Origin of the sequence: Streptomyces sp. A1136 (assembly GCF_004795055.1) — a bacterium.
Taxonomy (GTDB): domain Bacteria; phylum Actinomycetota; class Actinomycetes; order Streptomycetales; family Streptomycetaceae; genus Streptomyces.
This window is the reverse complement of record NZ_SSBJ01000004.1, coordinates 263,400-280,156: the sequence shown is the minus strand read 5'-3', so window position 1 is coordinate 280,156 and position 16,757 is coordinate 263,400. Positions and strand designations below refer to the sequence as shown.

13 protein-coding genes and 1 pseudogene are annotated in these 16,757 nt (G+C 70.5%); 8 read left to right on the top strand and 6 right to left on the bottom strand.

Translation table 11 applies throughout. The annotated features are described in order from the left end of the window. The first annotated feature begins 119 nt into the window (after positions 1–119). The gene (locus E6R62_RS06130) at positions 120–998 is read left to right on the top strand and encodes an SDR family oxidoreductase (RefSeq protein ID WP_136212145.1); all 879 of its coding nucleotides are present in this window, start codon (positions 120–122) and stop codon (positions 996–998) included. A 22-nt stretch (positions 999–1,020) separates the two neighbouring features. Here E6R62_RS06130 and E6R62_RS06125 read toward each other — a convergent pair whose 3' ends face one another. The 3 genes from E6R62_RS06125 to E6R62_RS06115 form a co-directional block, all read right to left on the bottom strand. After that, positions 1,021–1,551, bottom strand: coding sequence for a transposase (locus E6R62_RS06125; protein ID WP_240801506.1), 531 nt, complete (start codon positions 1,549–1,551; stop codon positions 1,021–1,023). After that, complete coding sequence (locus E6R62_RS06120) at positions 1,548–2,087, bottom strand: winged helix-turn-helix domain-containing protein (protein WP_136212141.1); 540 nt, start codon at positions 2,085–2,087, stop codon at positions 1,548–1,550. The genes E6R62_RS06125 and E6R62_RS06120 overlap by 4 nt, the downstream gene beginning before the upstream one ends. An 89-nt stretch (positions 2,088–2,176) precedes the next feature. Next, entirely contained in the window at positions 2,177–2,584 is a 408-nt protein-coding gene (locus E6R62_RS06115) for a hypothetical protein (RefSeq protein ID WP_136212139.1), read from the bottom strand. Positions 2,585–3,008: 424 nt separating this feature from the next. Between E6R62_RS06115 and E6R62_RS06110 the strand changes: the two genes are divergently transcribed. The 3 genes from E6R62_RS06110 (at position 3,009) to E6R62_RS06100 (ending at position 5,485) form a co-directional block, all read left to right on the top strand. Further along, positions 3,009–3,845: a MerR family transcriptional regulator gene (locus E6R62_RS06110; protein WP_136212137.1), complete on the top strand. Its 837-nt coding sequence runs from the start codon at positions 3,009–3,011 to the stop codon at positions 3,843–3,845. After that, a complete protein-coding gene (locus E6R62_RS06105; protein ID WP_136212135.1) occupies positions 3,808–5,058 on the top strand; it encodes a glycosyltransferase in 1,251 nt (416 codons plus the stop codon). Before E6R62_RS06110 ends, E6R62_RS06105 begins: the two co-directional genes overlap by 38 nt. A 238-nt stretch (positions 5,059–5,296) precedes the next feature. Next, positions 5,297–5,485 carry a hypothetical protein gene (locus E6R62_RS06100; protein ID WP_136212133.1) on the top strand — a complete coding sequence of 63 codons (189 nt, stop codon included), beginning with the start codon at positions 5,297–5,299 and terminating at the stop codon, positions 5,483–5,485. Positions 5,486–6,153: 668 nt separating this feature from the next. Here E6R62_RS06100 and E6R62_RS06095 read toward each other — a convergent pair. Further along, positions 6,154–6,843 (bottom strand): FadR/GntR family transcriptional regulator, encoded by a 690-nt coding sequence (locus tag E6R62_RS06095; RefSeq protein WP_136212131.1) that lies wholly within the window; start codon positions 6,841–6,843, stop codon positions 6,154–6,156. Positions 6,844–7,015: 172 nt separating this feature from the next. Here E6R62_RS06095 and leuA point away from each other — a divergent pair, with 172 nt between their 5' ends. The 4 genes from leuA to E6R62_RS06075 all read left to right on the top strand — a co-directional run bounded on the left by leuA (position 7,016) and on the right by E6R62_RS06075 (position 14,033). Next, positions 7,016–8,812: a 2-isopropylmalate synthase gene (leuA, locus tag E6R62_RS06090; protein ID WP_136212129.1), complete on the top strand. Its 1,797-nt coding sequence runs from the start codon at positions 7,016–7,018 to the stop codon at positions 8,810–8,812. Positions 8,813–8,829: 17 nt separating this feature from the next. Then, a complete protein-coding gene (locus E6R62_RS06085; protein WP_240801505.1) occupies positions 8,830–9,636 on the top strand; it encodes an ABC transporter ATP-binding protein in 807 nt (268 codons plus the stop codon). A 1,225-nt stretch (positions 9,637–10,861) separates the two neighbouring features. Next, on the top strand, positions 10,862–11,539 hold the full coding sequence (locus tag E6R62_RS06080; RefSeq protein WP_136212125.1) for a hypothetical protein: 678 nt from the start codon (positions 10,862–10,864) through the stop codon (positions 11,537–11,539). A gap of 304 nt (positions 11,540–11,843) precedes the next feature. After that, on the top strand, positions 11,844–14,033 hold the full coding sequence (locus E6R62_RS06075; protein ID WP_240801496.1) for a SpoIIE family protein phosphatase: 2,190 nt from the start codon (positions 11,844–11,846) through the stop codon (positions 14,031–14,033). 106 nt (positions 14,034–14,139) lie between these two features. Here E6R62_RS06075 and E6R62_RS06070 read toward each other — a convergent pair whose 3' ends face one another. Together E6R62_RS06070 and E6R62_RS06060 are read right to left on the bottom strand one after the other, a co-directional pair. Then, positions 14,140–14,973: a PIG-L family deacetylase gene (locus E6R62_RS06070; protein WP_136212123.1), complete on the bottom strand. Its 834-nt coding sequence runs from the start codon at positions 14,971–14,973 to the stop codon at positions 14,140–14,142. A gap of 933 nt (positions 14,974–15,906) precedes the next feature. Then, positions 15,907–16,634: pseudogene (locus E6R62_RS06060) on the bottom strand (SDR family oxidoreductase). Between the last annotated feature and the right edge of the window lie 123 nt (positions 16,635–16,757).

The window sequence follows — 16,757 nt, the reverse complement described above, 5'->3', positions numbered from 1 at the left end:
CGGTAAGTACCCTACCAAGAAGTGGCTACTCCCCAACAGAGAGTGTCCAGGTCATTCTGTGTTCCATCCCGCGGCGGACGGACCGCGGCAGGCGTGCAAGGCACGCGCGGAAGGAAGGAATGACCATCATGCCGATCGTCGTCACCGGAGCCACCGGCCAGCTGGGCAGGCTCACCGTCGAGGCACTGCTGCGGCGCGGGATCCCGGCCGCGGACATCATCGCGACCGGCCGGGACATCGCCGGGATCAAGGATTTGGCCGACCGAGGCATCACGGTAGGCCGCGCCGACTTCGCGGACACCGACGGCCTGGCCGAGGCATTCGCGGGGGCGGACAGGCTGCTGCTGATCTCGGCCTCGATCCCCGTGGGCGAGCGGGTCGCCAACCACCGCCGCGTGATCGACGCCGCGGCATCCGCAGGCGTGTCGCTAGTGGCGTACACGAGTACGACGCACGCGGACACGGCCACCACCGTCATCGGTGCCACGCACAGCGAGACCGAGGCGTATCTGCGGGACCGCGGAATCGCCAGCGTGCTGCTGCGCAACGGCTGGTACCTGGAGAACTACACCAGCCAACTGCCGCAGATACTGCAGAACGGCGCGGTCGTCGGCGCCGCAGGCGAGGGGCGGATCAGCGCCGCGTCCCGCGCCGACTACGCCGAGGCCGCAGCGGTCGTCCTCACCACTGAAGGCCACACCGGCGCCGTGTACGAGCTCGGCGGCGACGAATCCTTCACCCTGACTGAGCTCGCCGCCGCGATCTCCGCTGCGGCCGGAAAGCAGGTTACCTACGCTGACCTCCCAGTGGCCGACTTCGCCCAGGTACTGGCCGCCGCGGGCCTACCCGCCGAGCTGGCAGAGGTCCTCGCTGACGCTGACCGCGGCATGAACCGCGGCGAGATGTACACCGACTCTGGCGACTTGCGCCGCCTGATCGGCCGCCCGCCCGTGACTCTGGCCGAGGCACTCGCGGCCGCCCTGCATTACCGAGGCTGAACTCGTGATGTGGCCGGGTTGCTCAGGTGGGTCTGATTGCCAGGCCGGTCTCGGCGAGGCAGCCGTCTATGAGATCGCTGCGGTACTGGATGTGCCGTAGGCCGCGCCGGATGCGCTGGACGAGGTGTTCGGGGGTACTGAAGGCGACGTTGGAGAGCCAGCCGCGTCGCAGCAGGGACCAGATCCCCTCGATCGGGTTGAGGTCGGGTGCGTAGGGCGGCAGATAGTAGATGGTCAGCCAGTCCCGGGCCTCGGCGAACTTTTGCAGGTCGGCGGCCTTATGGACGTTGAGGTTGTCCCAGACGAGAACGATCGGGCCGCCGAGCTGCTGATGGGCGGCGATCAGTAGATCGCGGTAGTCACGCCAGGAGAAGCTCTTGCGTCCGTCGCGCCGGCCGTCATCGCGGCGGGGACGGTAGATCAGCCGGGACCTCTGATCGGGTTTGTAGCAGTTCAGCGCGGCGATGGAGACCCGTCTGCGGGACCGGCCCCGCACCCGCACGACCGGGGTGCGGCCCCGCTGGGACCAGGTCTTGGCCTGCGGCGGCGTCATGGAGAATCCGGCTTCGTCCTCGAAGACGAGCCAGGCTCCACGGGCCGCCGCGAGTCTTCCGCGCAGGGCCACACCTCCTTGACCCACCCGGCCACCGCCTCGTCGTCCCGCTCCATCGCCCGACGGGCCGGGGCCTGGCAGGACCAGCCGTTGCGCACCAGCAGCTTGCGCACACCCTGGATCGTGTAGGCCATGTGAAAGCGCCAGCCGATTACCGTCTTGATCCGCGCGAGCGTCCACCGTTGGTCCTCCCAGCCGTGCGCGGCCGGGCCCTTGGCCAGCTCCGCCTCCAGCTGGGTGAACTGCTCCTCGCTCAGCCTCGGCAGCGATGCCGGCCCTTGCGACCGCAGAGCTCGCGGACCGCCCTCGTTCCACGTCTGCCGCCACCGCTGCACCGACCGGACGCTGACCCGCAGGCCCTTGGCGATCACCGAACTCGCCTCACCCTGAGCGAACCGCTCCGCCGCCTTGAGTCGTAACCCCTCGCGGAACTGCTGACGTTCGGCGGTCAGCCCGCCCCCTTGTGGATACCGCATGTCCCTGGAGATATCGCACCGGACAACCAGCCGTCAGCCCCTACGACACCACGAGTTCAACCTCAGTAACCCCTTCTGAGGCCTGACTGTCAGAGACGCCAGAGCCCGAAGACCGCTGCGAAAAAGCCCACGGCGCACACCGGCACCGTCCAGGTCCGCTTCGAGGAGCGCGTCCAGCGGGCGAGAAGATGGGCGTTGAGCAGTCCCGCAGTGGCGCAATAGGCGATGAAAAAGGGTTCGAACAGCCAGGCGGGGGACTCGAAGTAGAAGCTGTAGCCGAGCAGCAACGTGTCGATCTGTGTGACTACGAGGAAGAGGTGAACGAGTAGGATCCAGGGCATCGTCAGGATCACCGCGAAGACGCGCGGTAGCCACCATTGCCCGCCCAGTCCGATGCCTCCGGCCACTGCCCACAGCGCACACACGGCGAGCAGGGCCATGTACACGCGGGAGACCGGCTCACGGCAGGCCCGTACTGCCGCGTCGAAGATCTTCATGTGTGACGTCCAGCCTTGAGGGTTCGATGATTGTAGAGAACCTGGGGGTGCACGGTTTGTGCGCACCCCGCGTCCGGATCGCACAAGCCCCCGATTGTCTTCGTAAAGCAGTCACCAGAGGTACCGGTCGAGGTTGCTGGCCAACGGTGCGCTGCCTCCGGCACGCGAATCCGGCTGTCTCCGCGGCGCGGCGATGCGGCGGGGACCGGCGATGGGCCGAACGCCCGGGCGGCAGGGACTGGGCCTGCGATCAGGGCCCAGCCTGCGCGCCCGCAGGGCGGCCTCCGTCGCGTCCCTGACCTGACGCACACGAATGTCCCCCCGGGCCTGGGCGCCGGGACCCGCACCCGGACCCGGACCCGGAGTTGACCCTCCCCTTACGTCAGGCTTGAGGCTGTGGGCGAACGAAAGGGAAGGTCCGGACATGGGCTATACCGTGGGTCAGGTCTCGGCCTTCGCCGGGGTGACCGTACGCACGCTGCACCACTACGACAAGGCCGGCCTGCTCTCGCCGGGCGAGCGCAGCCGCGCCGGGTACCGCCGCTACGACGACGCCGACCTCGCGCGGCTCCAGCAGATCCTCTTCTACCGTGAACTGGGGTTTGCCCTGGAGGAGATCGCCGAGATCCTCGCGGATCCGCAGGCCAACGCGCTGGAGCACCTGCGGGCCCGGCAGCGGCAGCTGTCGCAGGAGATCGGCCGGCTGCAGCGGCTCGCCGAGGTCGCCGAACAGGCCATCGAGGTCCAGCAGACCGGGGTGTCGATGACGCCCGAGGAACGCTTCGACGTGTTCGGGGAGATCTCGTTCGACCTTAGCTATGCCGTGGACGCCCGGCTGAAGTGGCGGGACTCCGCTGGGCACCGGGAGGCGATGGCCCGGGCCGGCGCCCACACCGCGGAAGACTGGCGCCGGCTGATGGCCGAGGCCGCCACCTGGCGGGCGGAGCTGCTCGCCGTCCACGACGACGGCGAACCGTCCGACGGCCGGCGGGCGATGGATGTCGCCGAAGAGCACCGGCTGCACGTGACCCGATGGTTCACGCCATGTCCGCCGCAGATGCACCGGCGGATCGCCGATGACTTCGCCGCCGACCCGCGCGCGTTCGCCCTCGTCGTGCCGCCCTCGCAGCAGCGCCCGGACCTGGCCGCGTACCTGGCCCGGGCGGTGCACGCCAACGCGTCGCGCCACATGGACACCGAAGAACCACTCGGGAGGAACACCGATGAGAATCCTGATCACGACGGCCGGGTCGCGCGGTGATGTCGCGCCCTACACCGGGCTGGGCGCCGCCCTGCGCGACGCCGGGCACGAGGTCGCACTCGCCGCCACGCGATCCTTCGCACCGCTGGCCGAGGAAGCCGGGCTGGAGTTCCGGCCGCTGCCCGCCGATCCCCGTTCGCACGGCGACGTCCGGGGCAAACGAGAACTGCTGGGGGCCGCCGCCGCGTTCCTCACCGATCTGGGCGAGGGGTTCGCCGGTGCCGTGGCCGAGGACACGGACCTGCTCCTGCTCTCGACCACCACCGCCCCGCTCGGCTGGCACGTCGCCGAGGCCACCGGGATACCGAGCATGGGCGTGTACCTGCAGCCCACCGCCCCCACAGGTGACTTCGCCCCCACCGTGGCGGGTGCCCGCTCCCTGGGCCGGTTCGGCAACCGGGCCGCCGGACGGTTCACCCTGCACATGGCCGACCGGGTCTTCGAGCCGGCCGTGGCACGGCTGCGCGAACGCCTGGAGCTGCCACCGCTGACGGCCGCACGGATGCGCCGACGGCAGCAGGAAGCCACCCGGCCCGTCCTGCACGGTTTCAGCACGGCGTTGGTGCCGCGCCCGTCCGACTGGGCGGACCATCTGACGGTGACCGGCTGCTGGTGGCCGTACGTCGACGCGGCCCGCCGACTGCCCGCGGAGCTGGAGGACTTCCTGGCGGCCGGACCGCCGCCGGTCCTCATCGGCTTCGGCAGCATGGCCGCAGGCGAGGGAGAACGCCTGGGCGCAATCGCCGTCCGAGCCCTGCGACGGGCCGGCATGCGGGGAATCCTCCAGTCGGGCAGCGCGGAACTCGTCGCAGCCGGGGCCGGTGCAGGGGACGACATACTGGGCATCGGAGACGTGCCGCACGCCCTGCTGTTCCCGCGGCTGGCCGCCGTCGTCCACCACGCCGGGGCCGGCACCGCGGCGGCGGCGGTCCGCGCCGGCGTCCCGTCCGTCACCGTGCCGGTGGCCGCGGACCAGCCGTTCTGGGCCGGGCGGCTCGCCGCGATCGGCGCAGGGACGGCCCCGATCCCCTTCCCGTCCCTGACCGCCGAACGCCTCGCCGACGCGCTCACGACCGCCGTGCGGGACCCGTCGTACGCGCGGGCCGCCGCGGCCGCCGGGCGGCACGCGGCCGCGGAAGACGGTGCCGGCGGCGTCGTGACGGCCGTACGTCGCTTCGCACTGCCCTCCTCAGAACCCGGCCGTTACCGCTGAGTAGCCGGGCGGTGTGTTCCTCGGTGATATCGGCTTCGGCCGCCGTCCACGGGACGGCCCCAGCGCGGCCGCGACGCCCGGCGAGCACAGCGCCTTCCCCGTCCACAGCGGCGAGTAAGACCGGACGGGCGCCACCTCACTCCGACACGGGCCAGACGCCAGCACCGGCCGGATCACGCGCCCTTCCGTCAAACCCTGCCGGGCCCGTGGCCATATCCCCATACGAGAACCTGCCGCCATGCACCGCACCGCACCGCGCTCACCTGCCCCGGCGCCGCTGCCGCGCCGTCCCGGCCCGCCGGCGCCGGTGACGGCGCCGGCGGCCGCGGTGCCCGGCTTCTTCGGCACCGCCTTCGACGCCGGCGTCGGCAACGTCGCCCTGCCCTCGATCCGGCGCGACGTTGGCGGCGGCATCACCGGCCTGTAGTGGGTCGTCGACGGCTACATCCTGATGGTCGCCGCCCTGCTGCTGTCCACCGGCTCCCTGACCGACCACATCGGCGCCCGCCGCGCACTGGCTGCGCCCTCGCCCCCGGCATCGAGGCGCTGGTGACCGCCCGCTTCGCCCAGGGATCGGTCGCCGCGGTGATGATGCCGGCCTCCATGGCGCTGATCGGCCACACCTACCCCGAGACCGGCCACCGGGCCCGGGCGGTGGCGACCTGGGCGATGGGCGGCGCGGGCGGCGCGGGGACGGATCGTTACCCCCTTGGCGGGCAAATCGTTCCTCCAGGTGTCGGGATGGAACGCACACCGCTCCCCCGCGGTACGCGACACCGGCCCGGGCCGTCACCCTTCCCCCTGACCCCCGGGCCTCATCTTCTCTTCGTCCGACTCGGTGTCGGCCGTGCGGCGGCGGTCACGTGGAGGGACGTGGACCGAGGCGCGGGTGCGGTCAGGCGGGCGGTGCCTCGCCCCAGAGGCCGGAGGCATTCGACAGCCCGGGGGCGCCGCGGATTGCGCCGACGTCGGCTTGGTCGCGGACGAGACGGACGGGTCCGGGACGCGCGGCCCGGCAGTCGGGGCCCGAGGCGGGCAACGGCGCAGCGGTGGCCGGCCCGGGGCGGTGCGAGTCAGCCGAAGTGGCGCCCTGGGTCAGGTGGTGCGGAGGTGGGCGAGGGTCTGGTTCAGTTCTTCGCGAAGGACGGCGCCGGCAGCGTCGGCGTCCGACGCGGTGACGGCGTCCACGAGGGCCGAGTGGCCGGTGTCGCCGTGGTTCGGGTCGTCGGCGCGTAGGTCCAGCAGCTCGACGAGCTCGATCAGCCCTTGGCGCAGGGCGGGTACGAATTCGGTGAACAGGGCTGTGAGTAGAGGATTGCGGGCCGCCGCGACGACGGCCGCGTGCAGGGCGATGTCGGCGTCGACGAAGCCTGTCGTGTCTCCGTTCGCGGCGGCGCGGCGGCGGTCCAGGGCGGCGGTGATGAGGACGAGGTCGTCGTCGGTGCGGCGCCGCGCTGCGAGTTGCGCGGCCTCGACCTCGATGATCATACGCACTTCGTAGAGGTCGCTCAGGGCTGCCTTGCGCAGCCGGGTAGGCCAGTCCTCGGTCGGTTCGGTGGCGATCACGAAGACGCCCGCCCCTTGCCGGGCCTGCACCAGGCCCGCTCCCGACAGGGCGCGCAGGGCTTCGCGCACCGTGGAGCGGCCGATGCCGAGCTCTTTGGCGAGCGCGGTCTCGGCGGGGAGTCTGGTGCCGACGGGCCAGTGGCCCTCGGTGATCTGGCGCCGCAGGTGTTGGGTGGCCTGTTCCACGAGCGGGCTGGGGCGGAGGGGAGCGAGGGGCATGTCGTGGACCAATCAAGTTGTCTGAGGAGCTGAGGTGTTGTTAGTTTAGCGGGCATGACGCTGCGCGGTCTTCTCCTCGGCTGCCGCTGCGGGGCCTGAGCCGACCGGCACCCCGCTGCGGGGCTCGGACGTGCTGGTCGACTTTAGGCCGACTGAAGGAAGTTCATTTGCCATGACTATTCCTCGACGTACCGTCTTCCCCACCATGCGCACCCCCTCCGGCCCCGTCCCCGCCGGCGTTCCGGCGTGGAACCCGCAGCGGCCGAGCGCGATGCCCCACCACCGCTACCGTCCCGCGCACGAGCGCGTCTCGCTCCCCCTGCGGGACCGAACCTGGCCGTCCCGGCGACTCAGCCGGGCCCCTCTGTGGGTCCCCGTCGACCTGCGCGACGGCAACCAGGCCTTGGCCGAACCCATGGACCTCACTCGCAAGCGCCGTATGTTCGACCTGCTGTGCGCGATGGGGTTCAAGGAGATCGAGGTGGGCTATCCGTCCGCCAGCCAGACCGATTTCGACTTCGTACGCCACCTCGCGCTGAGCGACGCGGTTCCCGACGACGTGACGGTCTCCGTCTTCACCGCTGCCCGGCGCGATCTCCTCGACCGGACCCTGGCCTCCGTCGAGGGCTTGCCCCGTACGCTCGTCCACCTGTACACCGCCACCGCGCCCACCTGGCGCGACGTGGTTCTCGGCCGGACCCCGGACGAGGTGCACGCACTCATCCGTCAGGCCGCGACGTACCTGATGCGGCGCGCGGAGGAACGGCCGGGCGCCGGCATCCGCTTCGAGTTCTCCCCCGAGGTCTTCAACCTCACCGAACCGGACTTCGTACTGGAGGTCTGCAACGGTCTGACGGAGCTGTGGGAAGCGAGCCCCGACCGTCCGGTCGTGCACAATCTGCCGGCGACGGTCGAGATCGCGACCCCGAACGTGTACGCGGACCAGATCGAGTACATGCACCGTCACCTGGCACGCCGCGAGTCGGTCATCCTGTCGGTCCATCCCCACAACGACCGCGGAACGGGCGTGGCCTGCGCGGAACTGGCCGTCATGGCCGGTGCGCAGCGGGTAGAGGGGTGCCTGTTCGGCAACGGGGAGCGAACCGGCAACGTCGACCTGGTGACCTTGGCCCTGAACCTCTACGCCCAGGGTGTGAACCCGATGGTCGACTTCTCCGACATCGACGCCGTCAGGGACGTAGTGGAGGAGTGCACCCGGCTGCCCGTGCACCCCCGCCACCCCTACGGCGGCGCCCTCGTCCACACGGCCTTCTCCGGGACCCACCAGGACGCCATCAGCAAGGGCATGGCGCGCCACACGGAGCGGGCTGTCGAGTTGGGTGTCCCCGCCGGGCGCGCGCCGTGGGAGGTGCCGTACCTGCCTGTCGACCCCGCGGACATCGGCCGGACGTACGAGGAGGTCATCCGCATCAACTCGCAGTCCGGCAAGGGCGGCATCGCCCACCTGCTGCGCGAGCACCACGGTCTGAACCTGCCCGGCCCGATGCGGCCGGACTTCTCGCAGGTGGTGCAGGACGTCACGGACGCGGAAGGCCGGGAGCTGTCCCCCGCGGATCTGTGGGACCTCTTCCACCGTACGTACATCGCGCCCGCGCAGGCCGGTCCGGTGACGCTCGGCGCGTGGCGGACCGCCCAGACGGCGCCGGGGACGCACGAGTTCGTATGCACCCTGGTCACCGGAGCGGACGAGCGCGAGCTGGTCGGCCGCGGGAACGGGCCTCTGTCGGCCTTCGCGCAGGCCTTGGGCGTCGCGGGGATCGCCGTCGACATCCTCGACTACGCCGAACACTCCACGGCCACCGGTCCCGGCAGTCCCGCCGTCGCCTACGCCCAGTGCCGGGTGAACGGGCTCACCCGCTGGGGCGCCGGATGGGACACCTCCGTCCTGTCCGCGTCGGTGGAGGCCGTGCTCTCCGCCTGCAACCGCGTCGTACGGATCGGCGCGTGAGCGGCACGAGCGCCGCCATTCCCGCAGGGACCGCTCCCGTGCTGCGCACCACCGGCGTGGATCTGGTCCGCGACGGAAGGGCCGTCCTGCGGGAGGTTTCCCTGACCGTGCGGCCCGGCGAGCACTGGGCGCTCCTCGGGGCGAACGGCGCGGGCAAGAGCACCCTGCTCCGCCTCCTCGGGGCACTCACGCACCCCACGCGCGGCACGGTCGAGGTGCTGGGCCACGAGCTGGGCCGGGTCGACCTGCGCGCGCTGCGGGCGTACGTGGGACATGTCGACCCCCGCCACCCCCTGAGCTCGGCGCTCACGGTGCGGGACGTGGTCCTGACCGGGCTGACGAACAGCATCGAGCCGGTGCCGCGCTGGTCCCCGACTCCGGAGGAGTCCGCCAGGGCCGAGCAGTTCCTCGCACTCCTCGGCGTCGGAGACTGTCGCGAGGCGCGCTGGCCCGTACTCTCACAAGGCCAGCGGACCCGGGTGCTCATCGCCCGGGCGCTGATGCCGCTCCCCCGACTCCTGCTGCTCGACGAACCGGCGACGGGTCTGGACGTCGCCGGGCGAGAACAGCTGATCGACCGGCTGGACGGCCTGGGCCGCGCCCACCCCGCAATGGCGTCAGTACTGGTCACCCATCACTTGGAGGAGCTGCCCCCCGGGACTACCCACGCGTTGCTGCTGCGTGAGGGACGTTGTCTCGCCGCCGGGCCGGTCGAGCGGGTACTGAACGGCGAGCTGGTGGGCAGGTGCTTCGGCCACCCCCTTGCGCTGTCCAGGACCGACGGCCGGTGGAACGTACGAACGCGGCGTTCCGGGGCCCTGTAGGCCTGTCCGGTGCGCCCTGGCGGCCACCGCGGGGTCGGGCGCCGCTTCGAGCGCCGCTTCGAGCGCCGGCCATCACGCAGTGCCAGTACGGCCGTATCGTGGTGCGAGGAGCCGCCGTGTCGGCCAGGGAGTGGGCAAGGCCGGCGGCACCCCTCGAATATGAGTTCATCCAGGAACGGGCCTCGACCCGCGGGCTGCTTCTGGACACGCTCTCGATCGCCTCATCGACGACATGCGGTCGAGTTCTGCACGTTGCCACGCAGGCGACATCGGTGGAACCGGCGGAAGTGGCTCGCGAGGTTGACTTTGCCGTTGCGTCAACTTCTCCGGTCGGGTGTGGCCGGAGGGTCCGGTCGGGATGGGAGTCGGTGATGGCTGGTCGATCGCGGAGGTGGCCCGGATGATGATGGCGATCGCTGTGTTCTTTGGGCCGCTCGTGGGAGCAGGGGTCGCGCTCGTGTGGGTTCTACGGCGGCGCGGCAACGGGCCGACGGAAAATGTGGACGGCTTGCTGATCGAGCAGATGCGGAGCCAAGCGGCCTACCGCGATCGGAGGTTCGCCAGCGGGTTGGCCCACCACACCACGATGCCCGACATGGGAGACGGCTATGGGTGGCGGCGACCTTGACCGCCTGGCCTTGTCTCGCCTTGTTCTAGCAGGACGGCGTTGCGTTCTGGGACACCGCATGGTCTGGCCATCGTCGTAGCGTGCGCCGGGCCCCTGCTTTTACGAGCAGGGGGTGTCGTGAGGCCGGTCCGCCGCTGCGTGGCTACCATGCGTTTGCTGCCTGCCGTCAGCCAGTCGACCAGTCGACGGACCGGTGTCGGCGCCACCTTTTCGCGCGCATGTGGGAGCCGTCCATGGTGCGGTTCAGCCTGTCGAAGATCCCGGCCTTCTGGGCGCCGCTTCCGGCGCCGCCGGCAGGTTTGTCCGGAGCCGCACCACCCCAGTCCTGTCCGCCGGTGTTGCCAGGCGATGTCGTGTGGGGGACGTCCACGATGCCTCCACGATGCCCTGCAGCCACAGCCGATCCGGCACCGGCCGCGGCCAGGAAGACCGCTCAGGCCAAGGCGGCAACAGCGGCTCGATCGGCGCCCACAAGTCGTCATCAACGATCCATGGCCGAGCCGTCACAACCTCCCGAACGGCCGAATCGTTACACCGGTCACGTCCCGACCAGACCATCCCATCCCTACCCCTTTGTGATCTCTTAGGATGCGCCACATGGCCAAGCGCAGTGTTCAACGGCAGGCGAAAAAGATCCTCGATGAGGAACCCGTCGCCCTGGTCTGGTGCGAGATATCGCGGCCCATTCCCAAGCCGCCGAAGGAGGTCCACAGGGCGGCAGGCAAGGCAAGGCTTTCACCGGGGCACCACTGGCTGTTCTACGTGGGCGTGGTGGTCTTCTTCTTCGTCTTCATCCCCATGTTCCTGCTCGACCAATTGGGCAAGAAGATCGACTCGGGTCCTGGGTCAGGCAACACGCCCGAGCGGAGCTCCCGCCGCGGATCCGGAACATCCGCCGCGCCGAGCGACCGACCGGCCTCGCAAATCTTCGACGGAGATTGGAACTTGACTGCGGGGCGGCTCCTGCTGGGCTGGTACGGGCGCTCCCCCAACCCGAAGCGGCTCGTGCTGCTCACCCGCGACCGGATCTGTGTGGCCGCCTCACCCGGCCGGCGGCTGTCCCCGACCAAGGCCTCCGACTTCCAACTGACAGCGGAGTTCCTCGTGGACGAAGCACGCATCGAGGCGGAGTCCGGCCGGCCACGCGGCTTCGCGACCTTCCGACTGCGCTTCGCGGACGGCTCCTGGCTCGAACTCGGCCGCCTCGGGGAGCCCGAGGACGCCGACCACTTCCTGGAGACCGTTGCCCGGCGAGGATCCCGGGGCGGTAACTGAGCGGCTGCTGCGACCGCCGCGCGAGCGGCCTTGAGCACCAGTACTCAGGACACGGCTGCCGCAGTGGGATGAGCCAGGGAAATGTCCCGATCTCTGCCGCCCACTTGGGCGGTGCGCACCGGCGCACTGGTTGCCGTCGCGGTCACCGTGAAAGTCTGCGCCCACCGTGTCGACCCTTCCCGGGTGCCTCACGCCTCCGTCGGGTTGACGACCTGGCGCCCGAATCCCGCGCCCGGCCCACGCGGGGGCTCGCCGGAGAGGGCCGGTGCCGAAGTACGGGCGGGGTTGGGGCGACCATGGACTGGTGCGAAACGTTCCAGGGCGTGACCAGGGGGCCGAGCCGCCCGAGCCCGCCGAGGGCGCTGAGGGGCCCCATCAGCGGGCCCTCGGCGAGACGCTGATCGAGGTCCGTGCGGCCGCAGGGGCGTCCATCGGCATGCTCTACCTGCCCGACCCCACGGGGCGCGTCCTGCATCTGGCGATGACCCTCGGCCTGGCCCGAGAGCTCGCACTGCCCTGGTCCCGGGTCGTCGTGGACGATTCCATCCCGGTGGCCGACGCCGTTCGCGACGGGCGGTTCGTCTGGCTGGGCGGCCAGGAGGAGACGGCCCGGCGCTACCCGCGCCTCGGCCTCGTCCTGCCGTACGACTTCGCCCTCGCCGCCGCCCCACTCGTCCCCGACCCGCCGTCAGCGGCGGAGCCCACCGGAGCCGGTCTCGTACTCCTGTGGCCCGGCTCTCACGCCGCCTATCTGACCGACCGGGAACGCGACGCCGTGGACTCGGCCTGTGGCCGTCTCGCGAACCACCTGCGCCGGGCCGCCGACGCCGGATGCCCCGTCCGTGCGCCGGCGCACCCGGTCATGCTGCGACCTCTTCCCCCTCCCACGCCCGGACCGGCCGAGGCGGCCGCCGCCATGGCCTTCATCCACCGGCTGCCCGGAGGCAACTGCGCACTCGACCTGAACGGCACGATCACCTTCATCACCGCCGAGGCGGCAGAGATGCTGGGCACACCCGTCTCCCGGCTCCGCGGAGCCCTGCCCTGGGAAGCACTGCCCTGGATGGACACCCCGGCCATCGAGGACCACTACCGGGCCGCAGTGATCAGCCGGATGCCGGGCAGCTTCACCGCCGCCACCCCGACCGGCCGCTCCCTGCGCTTCGACCTCTACCCGGACGACACCGGGATCAGCGTCCGCATCATCCCGGTCACGACCGACGAGCCCGTCCCGCCGGTCGCGCCGACGGCCGTTCCCGCGGAGCCCTCGCCCAGCCGGGCCACCGCCCTGTACCAACTCATGCACTTGGCGGCCGCACTCACGGAGGCCGTCCATGCCCGCGACGTCGTCGACCAGGCCGCGGACATGCTCGTCCCCGCGCTCGGCGCCCAGGCCCTGGCCCTTTTGGTGGCCGAGGAGCAACGTCTGCGCATTGTCGGCTTCCGTGGCTACACAGCCGAGCTCATGGCCCTCTACGACGGCATCCCACTCGGCGTCCACACCGCCAGCACCCATGGCCTGCGCACGGGCCGGCCGCTGTTCTTCGCGAACACCGAGGAGCTCGCGGCCGCCTTCCCGGAAGTCGTGATCGGGGACGGCATGGCGGCGTGGACCTTCCTGCCCCTGATCGCGTCCGGCCGGCCCATCGGCACCCTCATCCTGGCCTACGCGCGTCCCCATACGTTCGTCCCCGGTGAACGGGCGATCCTGACCTCCCTCGCCGGACTCATCGCGCAGGCCCTGGACCGTGCCCGCCTCTACGACTCCACGCAGCAACTCGCCCACAGCCTGCAGACCGGCCTGCTGCCGCGCGCCCTGCCCGTTGTCCCGCACCTCGAAGTGGCCGCCCGATATCTGCCGGCGGCGCACGGGCTCGACATCGGTGGCGACTTCTACGACCTCATTCGGATCGACGACACCACCGTCGCGGCCGCCATCGGCGACGTCCAGGGTCACAACGTAACGGCCGCCGCTCTCATGGGACAGGTCCGCACAGCCGTCCACGCGGGCGCCGGCGCGCCCCCGGAAGAGGTCCTCGCCCGGACCAACCGCCTCCTGACCGACCTCGAACCCGGGCTGTTCACCAGCTGCGTATACGCCCATATCGACCTCGCCGGGCACACCGTCCGACTGGCCTCCGCCGGCCATCCGCCCCCGCTGCTGCGCCATGCCGGCGGCCCGGCGAAGATGCTGAACCTGCCACCCGGACTGCTCCTCGGCATCGACCCGGACGCCTCGTACACGGCCGTCGAGATCCCGTTCGAGCCGGGCACTCTGCTCGCCCTGTACACCGACGGGCTGGTCGAGGTTCCCGGCGAGGATCTGGAGAACGGGATCGCGGCCGTAGCCGCCCGCATCACCGCGACCGACGATCGCCACCCGGCGCACATGCTGGCGGACGACCTCATCGGCCGAGCCTCCGGCGGAGCTCCTCGCACCGACGACATCGCCCTGCTCCTGCTGCGCTTCGTCCAGGAGGAACGTCACACGTGACGGGACCCGGCGGGCCTGAAAACGTCACCGGATGGTGATGACGCGAGTCGTGCGCCGACGCAGTGGCATTTTCATGGCGTTATCTGGGAGGTGAAGCAGGGACGGGTCAGCGCAGTCCGGCGAAAAGATCGTTCTCGGGTACGGCCGCGCCGGTGGCATCCTTGACGCGTACGAAGGTCTCCATGCCCATCAACGTGCCGAACTTCTCCTTGCCCATCTTGAGGAAAAAGATGTTCTCGCCCTGACTGGCGTGTGCGGCCAGCGCATCGAACTTCTGACCGCTGAACGCGGTGGTGTCCACCCACGTGGTGATCTCATCGTCGGGGAGGCCGATCTGGGCCATCGCGGCAGCCTCGGCGGGATCCGGCTCCGCCATGTCCTCGTGGAACTCGCGCATGATCTCCATGAACCGCTGCATACTGGAGCGGGGCATCGTCGTCCAGTACACCTTGGGTGTCAGCGCGGTCATCTCCAGCGCCGCCATCGTGATGCGGTGGGCCTGAATGTGGTCGGGGTGGCCGTAGAAGCCGTTCTCGTCGTAAGTGACCACCACGTCGGGCCGGTAGTGCCGCATGAGTTCCGCAAGTCGGGCGGCGCCCTCCTCCACGGGCGTCCGCCAGAACGATCCGGGGGCATCGTTGCTCGACCAGCCCATCATCCCGGAGTCGGCATAGTCCAACAGCTCCAGATCGCTGACCTTCAGGACATCACAGCTCGCCAGGAGTTCTTGACGGCGCATCAACGCAACCGCCGCCGGATCGTGCCCGGGATCGCCAGGCTTGACACCTCCCGGTCCGTCACCGCAACCGCCGTCGGTACACGTCACGAGAACCGTGCGGATGCCCTCCGCCGCATACCGCGCGAGAACCCCTCCGGTTCCCGTGGCCTCGTCGTCGGGGTGAGCGTGCACAGCCATGAGCGTCAAGGGCCGGTCAGTCATGAACATTCCTCCTGCAGAAGTACCTATTGGTTGGACCGAGTGCGCGGCGGGTGTACAGCGATCCTGGAGCCTGGATCGTGGTGGGGCGAAACGCCCTGTCTCCGCGCTCCCCGGCCGGTCCGTCTGTCGATGCAACAGCGCCGACCGCCCCGGCTGTTCCCGGCCACGCCGCATGGCCTTCCGGACCGTCTCGGTCATGGGCCGCCTTGGCCCTTTGTGGGGGACGGCCTGCTCGTGCCCGTGATCAGACGGCACCGCCCAAGCGCCGTTTCGCTTCGTCTGCATCCGGCACCCGGCACCCGGCACAGCGTCATCGTCGCCCCGTCCGACGACCTCTTCGTCGACGCCCGAGAGCGAGAAGCGCACACGCATGGCCCCCAGTATGCGGGCCGCCCCGCGACCAACCGGTCGTGGGCGTCTCCAGCGGGGCCGGGTGGGGGCCCGGACGCTCCACCCCGCATCCGCGTGGGCCGTCCGGGTCCGCTGCGACGGTCGAATCCTCGCCCTCGCCCTCGGCCCCGGCTATGCGCCCACAGCGTCGGTTCACTCCCGCTCAGCAGCCCGAGCGATGCCGGCAGCGCGACGGGCATGATCGCGAACCGCAGGGCCGAATGTGGAGCCCGACGACGCTCCCCGGATCACGGGCAGGTCGATTGCCACGAGCGGCAGCGCCAGGCGCGCTGGACATGATGCAAGTGGAGTGGCGCCCCGAGATCCGCGGTCGCGAGGCTCACCGGACCCCGCAGCCGGTCCGCGGCCATCTCCGGCCCACGGTCGCAGCGGTCCACCAGGGGCCGGCGGGCGTCACGACGACCAGCGTCACCGGGAGCCGCACCAGAATGCCCGCGGCCTCCGCCTGCCCGTCGAAGTAGAGGGCGGCGATGGGCTCGTCGGCGAGCAGGATCTGGGCGCCGGCGCAGCCGGTCGCACGGTTCAGGAGAGCCAGTCCGTGTAGCGGGTGGGGGCGAGGTGAGCGTCCATGTCGGTGAGGACGTCGCCTTTGACGACGGCGAACATGCCGGCGGTGGGGTCGGTGACGACGGCGCGATTGTCGCCCTTGTGGGACAGGGTGATCCGACCCAGTTCGTCCAACGGGAAGACCTCGGGGCCTGCGATATTGCGAATGCCATTCAGCGGGGGCCCGCGGCGACCTCTGCCACCGCGTTGGCCACGTCCTTGGAGGCAACGGGCTGGATCGGCGTGGCAGGCAACCGGACGCTGTCGCCGTCGACGGTCCAGGACAGGACGGCGTCCATGAACTCCATGAACTGCGTCGCCCGCACGATGGAGTAGGGGATCGGCCCGGCCGCAAGGGTGTCCTCTTGGAGCACCTTGGCCTTGTAGTAGTCCAGCTCCGGCACCTGGTCCGCGCCGACGATCGAGAGGATGACGAAGTGACCGACGCCGCCCTTCTGGGCCGCGGCCAGAAGGTTGTCCATCGACGTCTGGAAGAAGGCCAGGGAAGCTTCGTCGAAGGTCGGGGAGTTCGTCAGGTTGACGACGACGTCGGCTCCCGCCACCGCCCCGCCCAGTCCCTGGCCGCTGATGACGTCGACCCCGGTGGACTGCGAGTGAGGTACCGCCTCGTGCCCGTCGGCGTTCAGAATCTTGACGACCTGCGACCCGATCAGTCCGGTACCGCCGATGACTGCGAACTTCATGCCGTGCCTTTCGCCGGGAGGTATATCGGCAATATGGCACATGATGCCGATACAGGCGGTTTGACATGAGCTGAGGGACGTGTGTCTGGCGTACACGTTCCTCGACCGGCAGGAGGCCGTCGA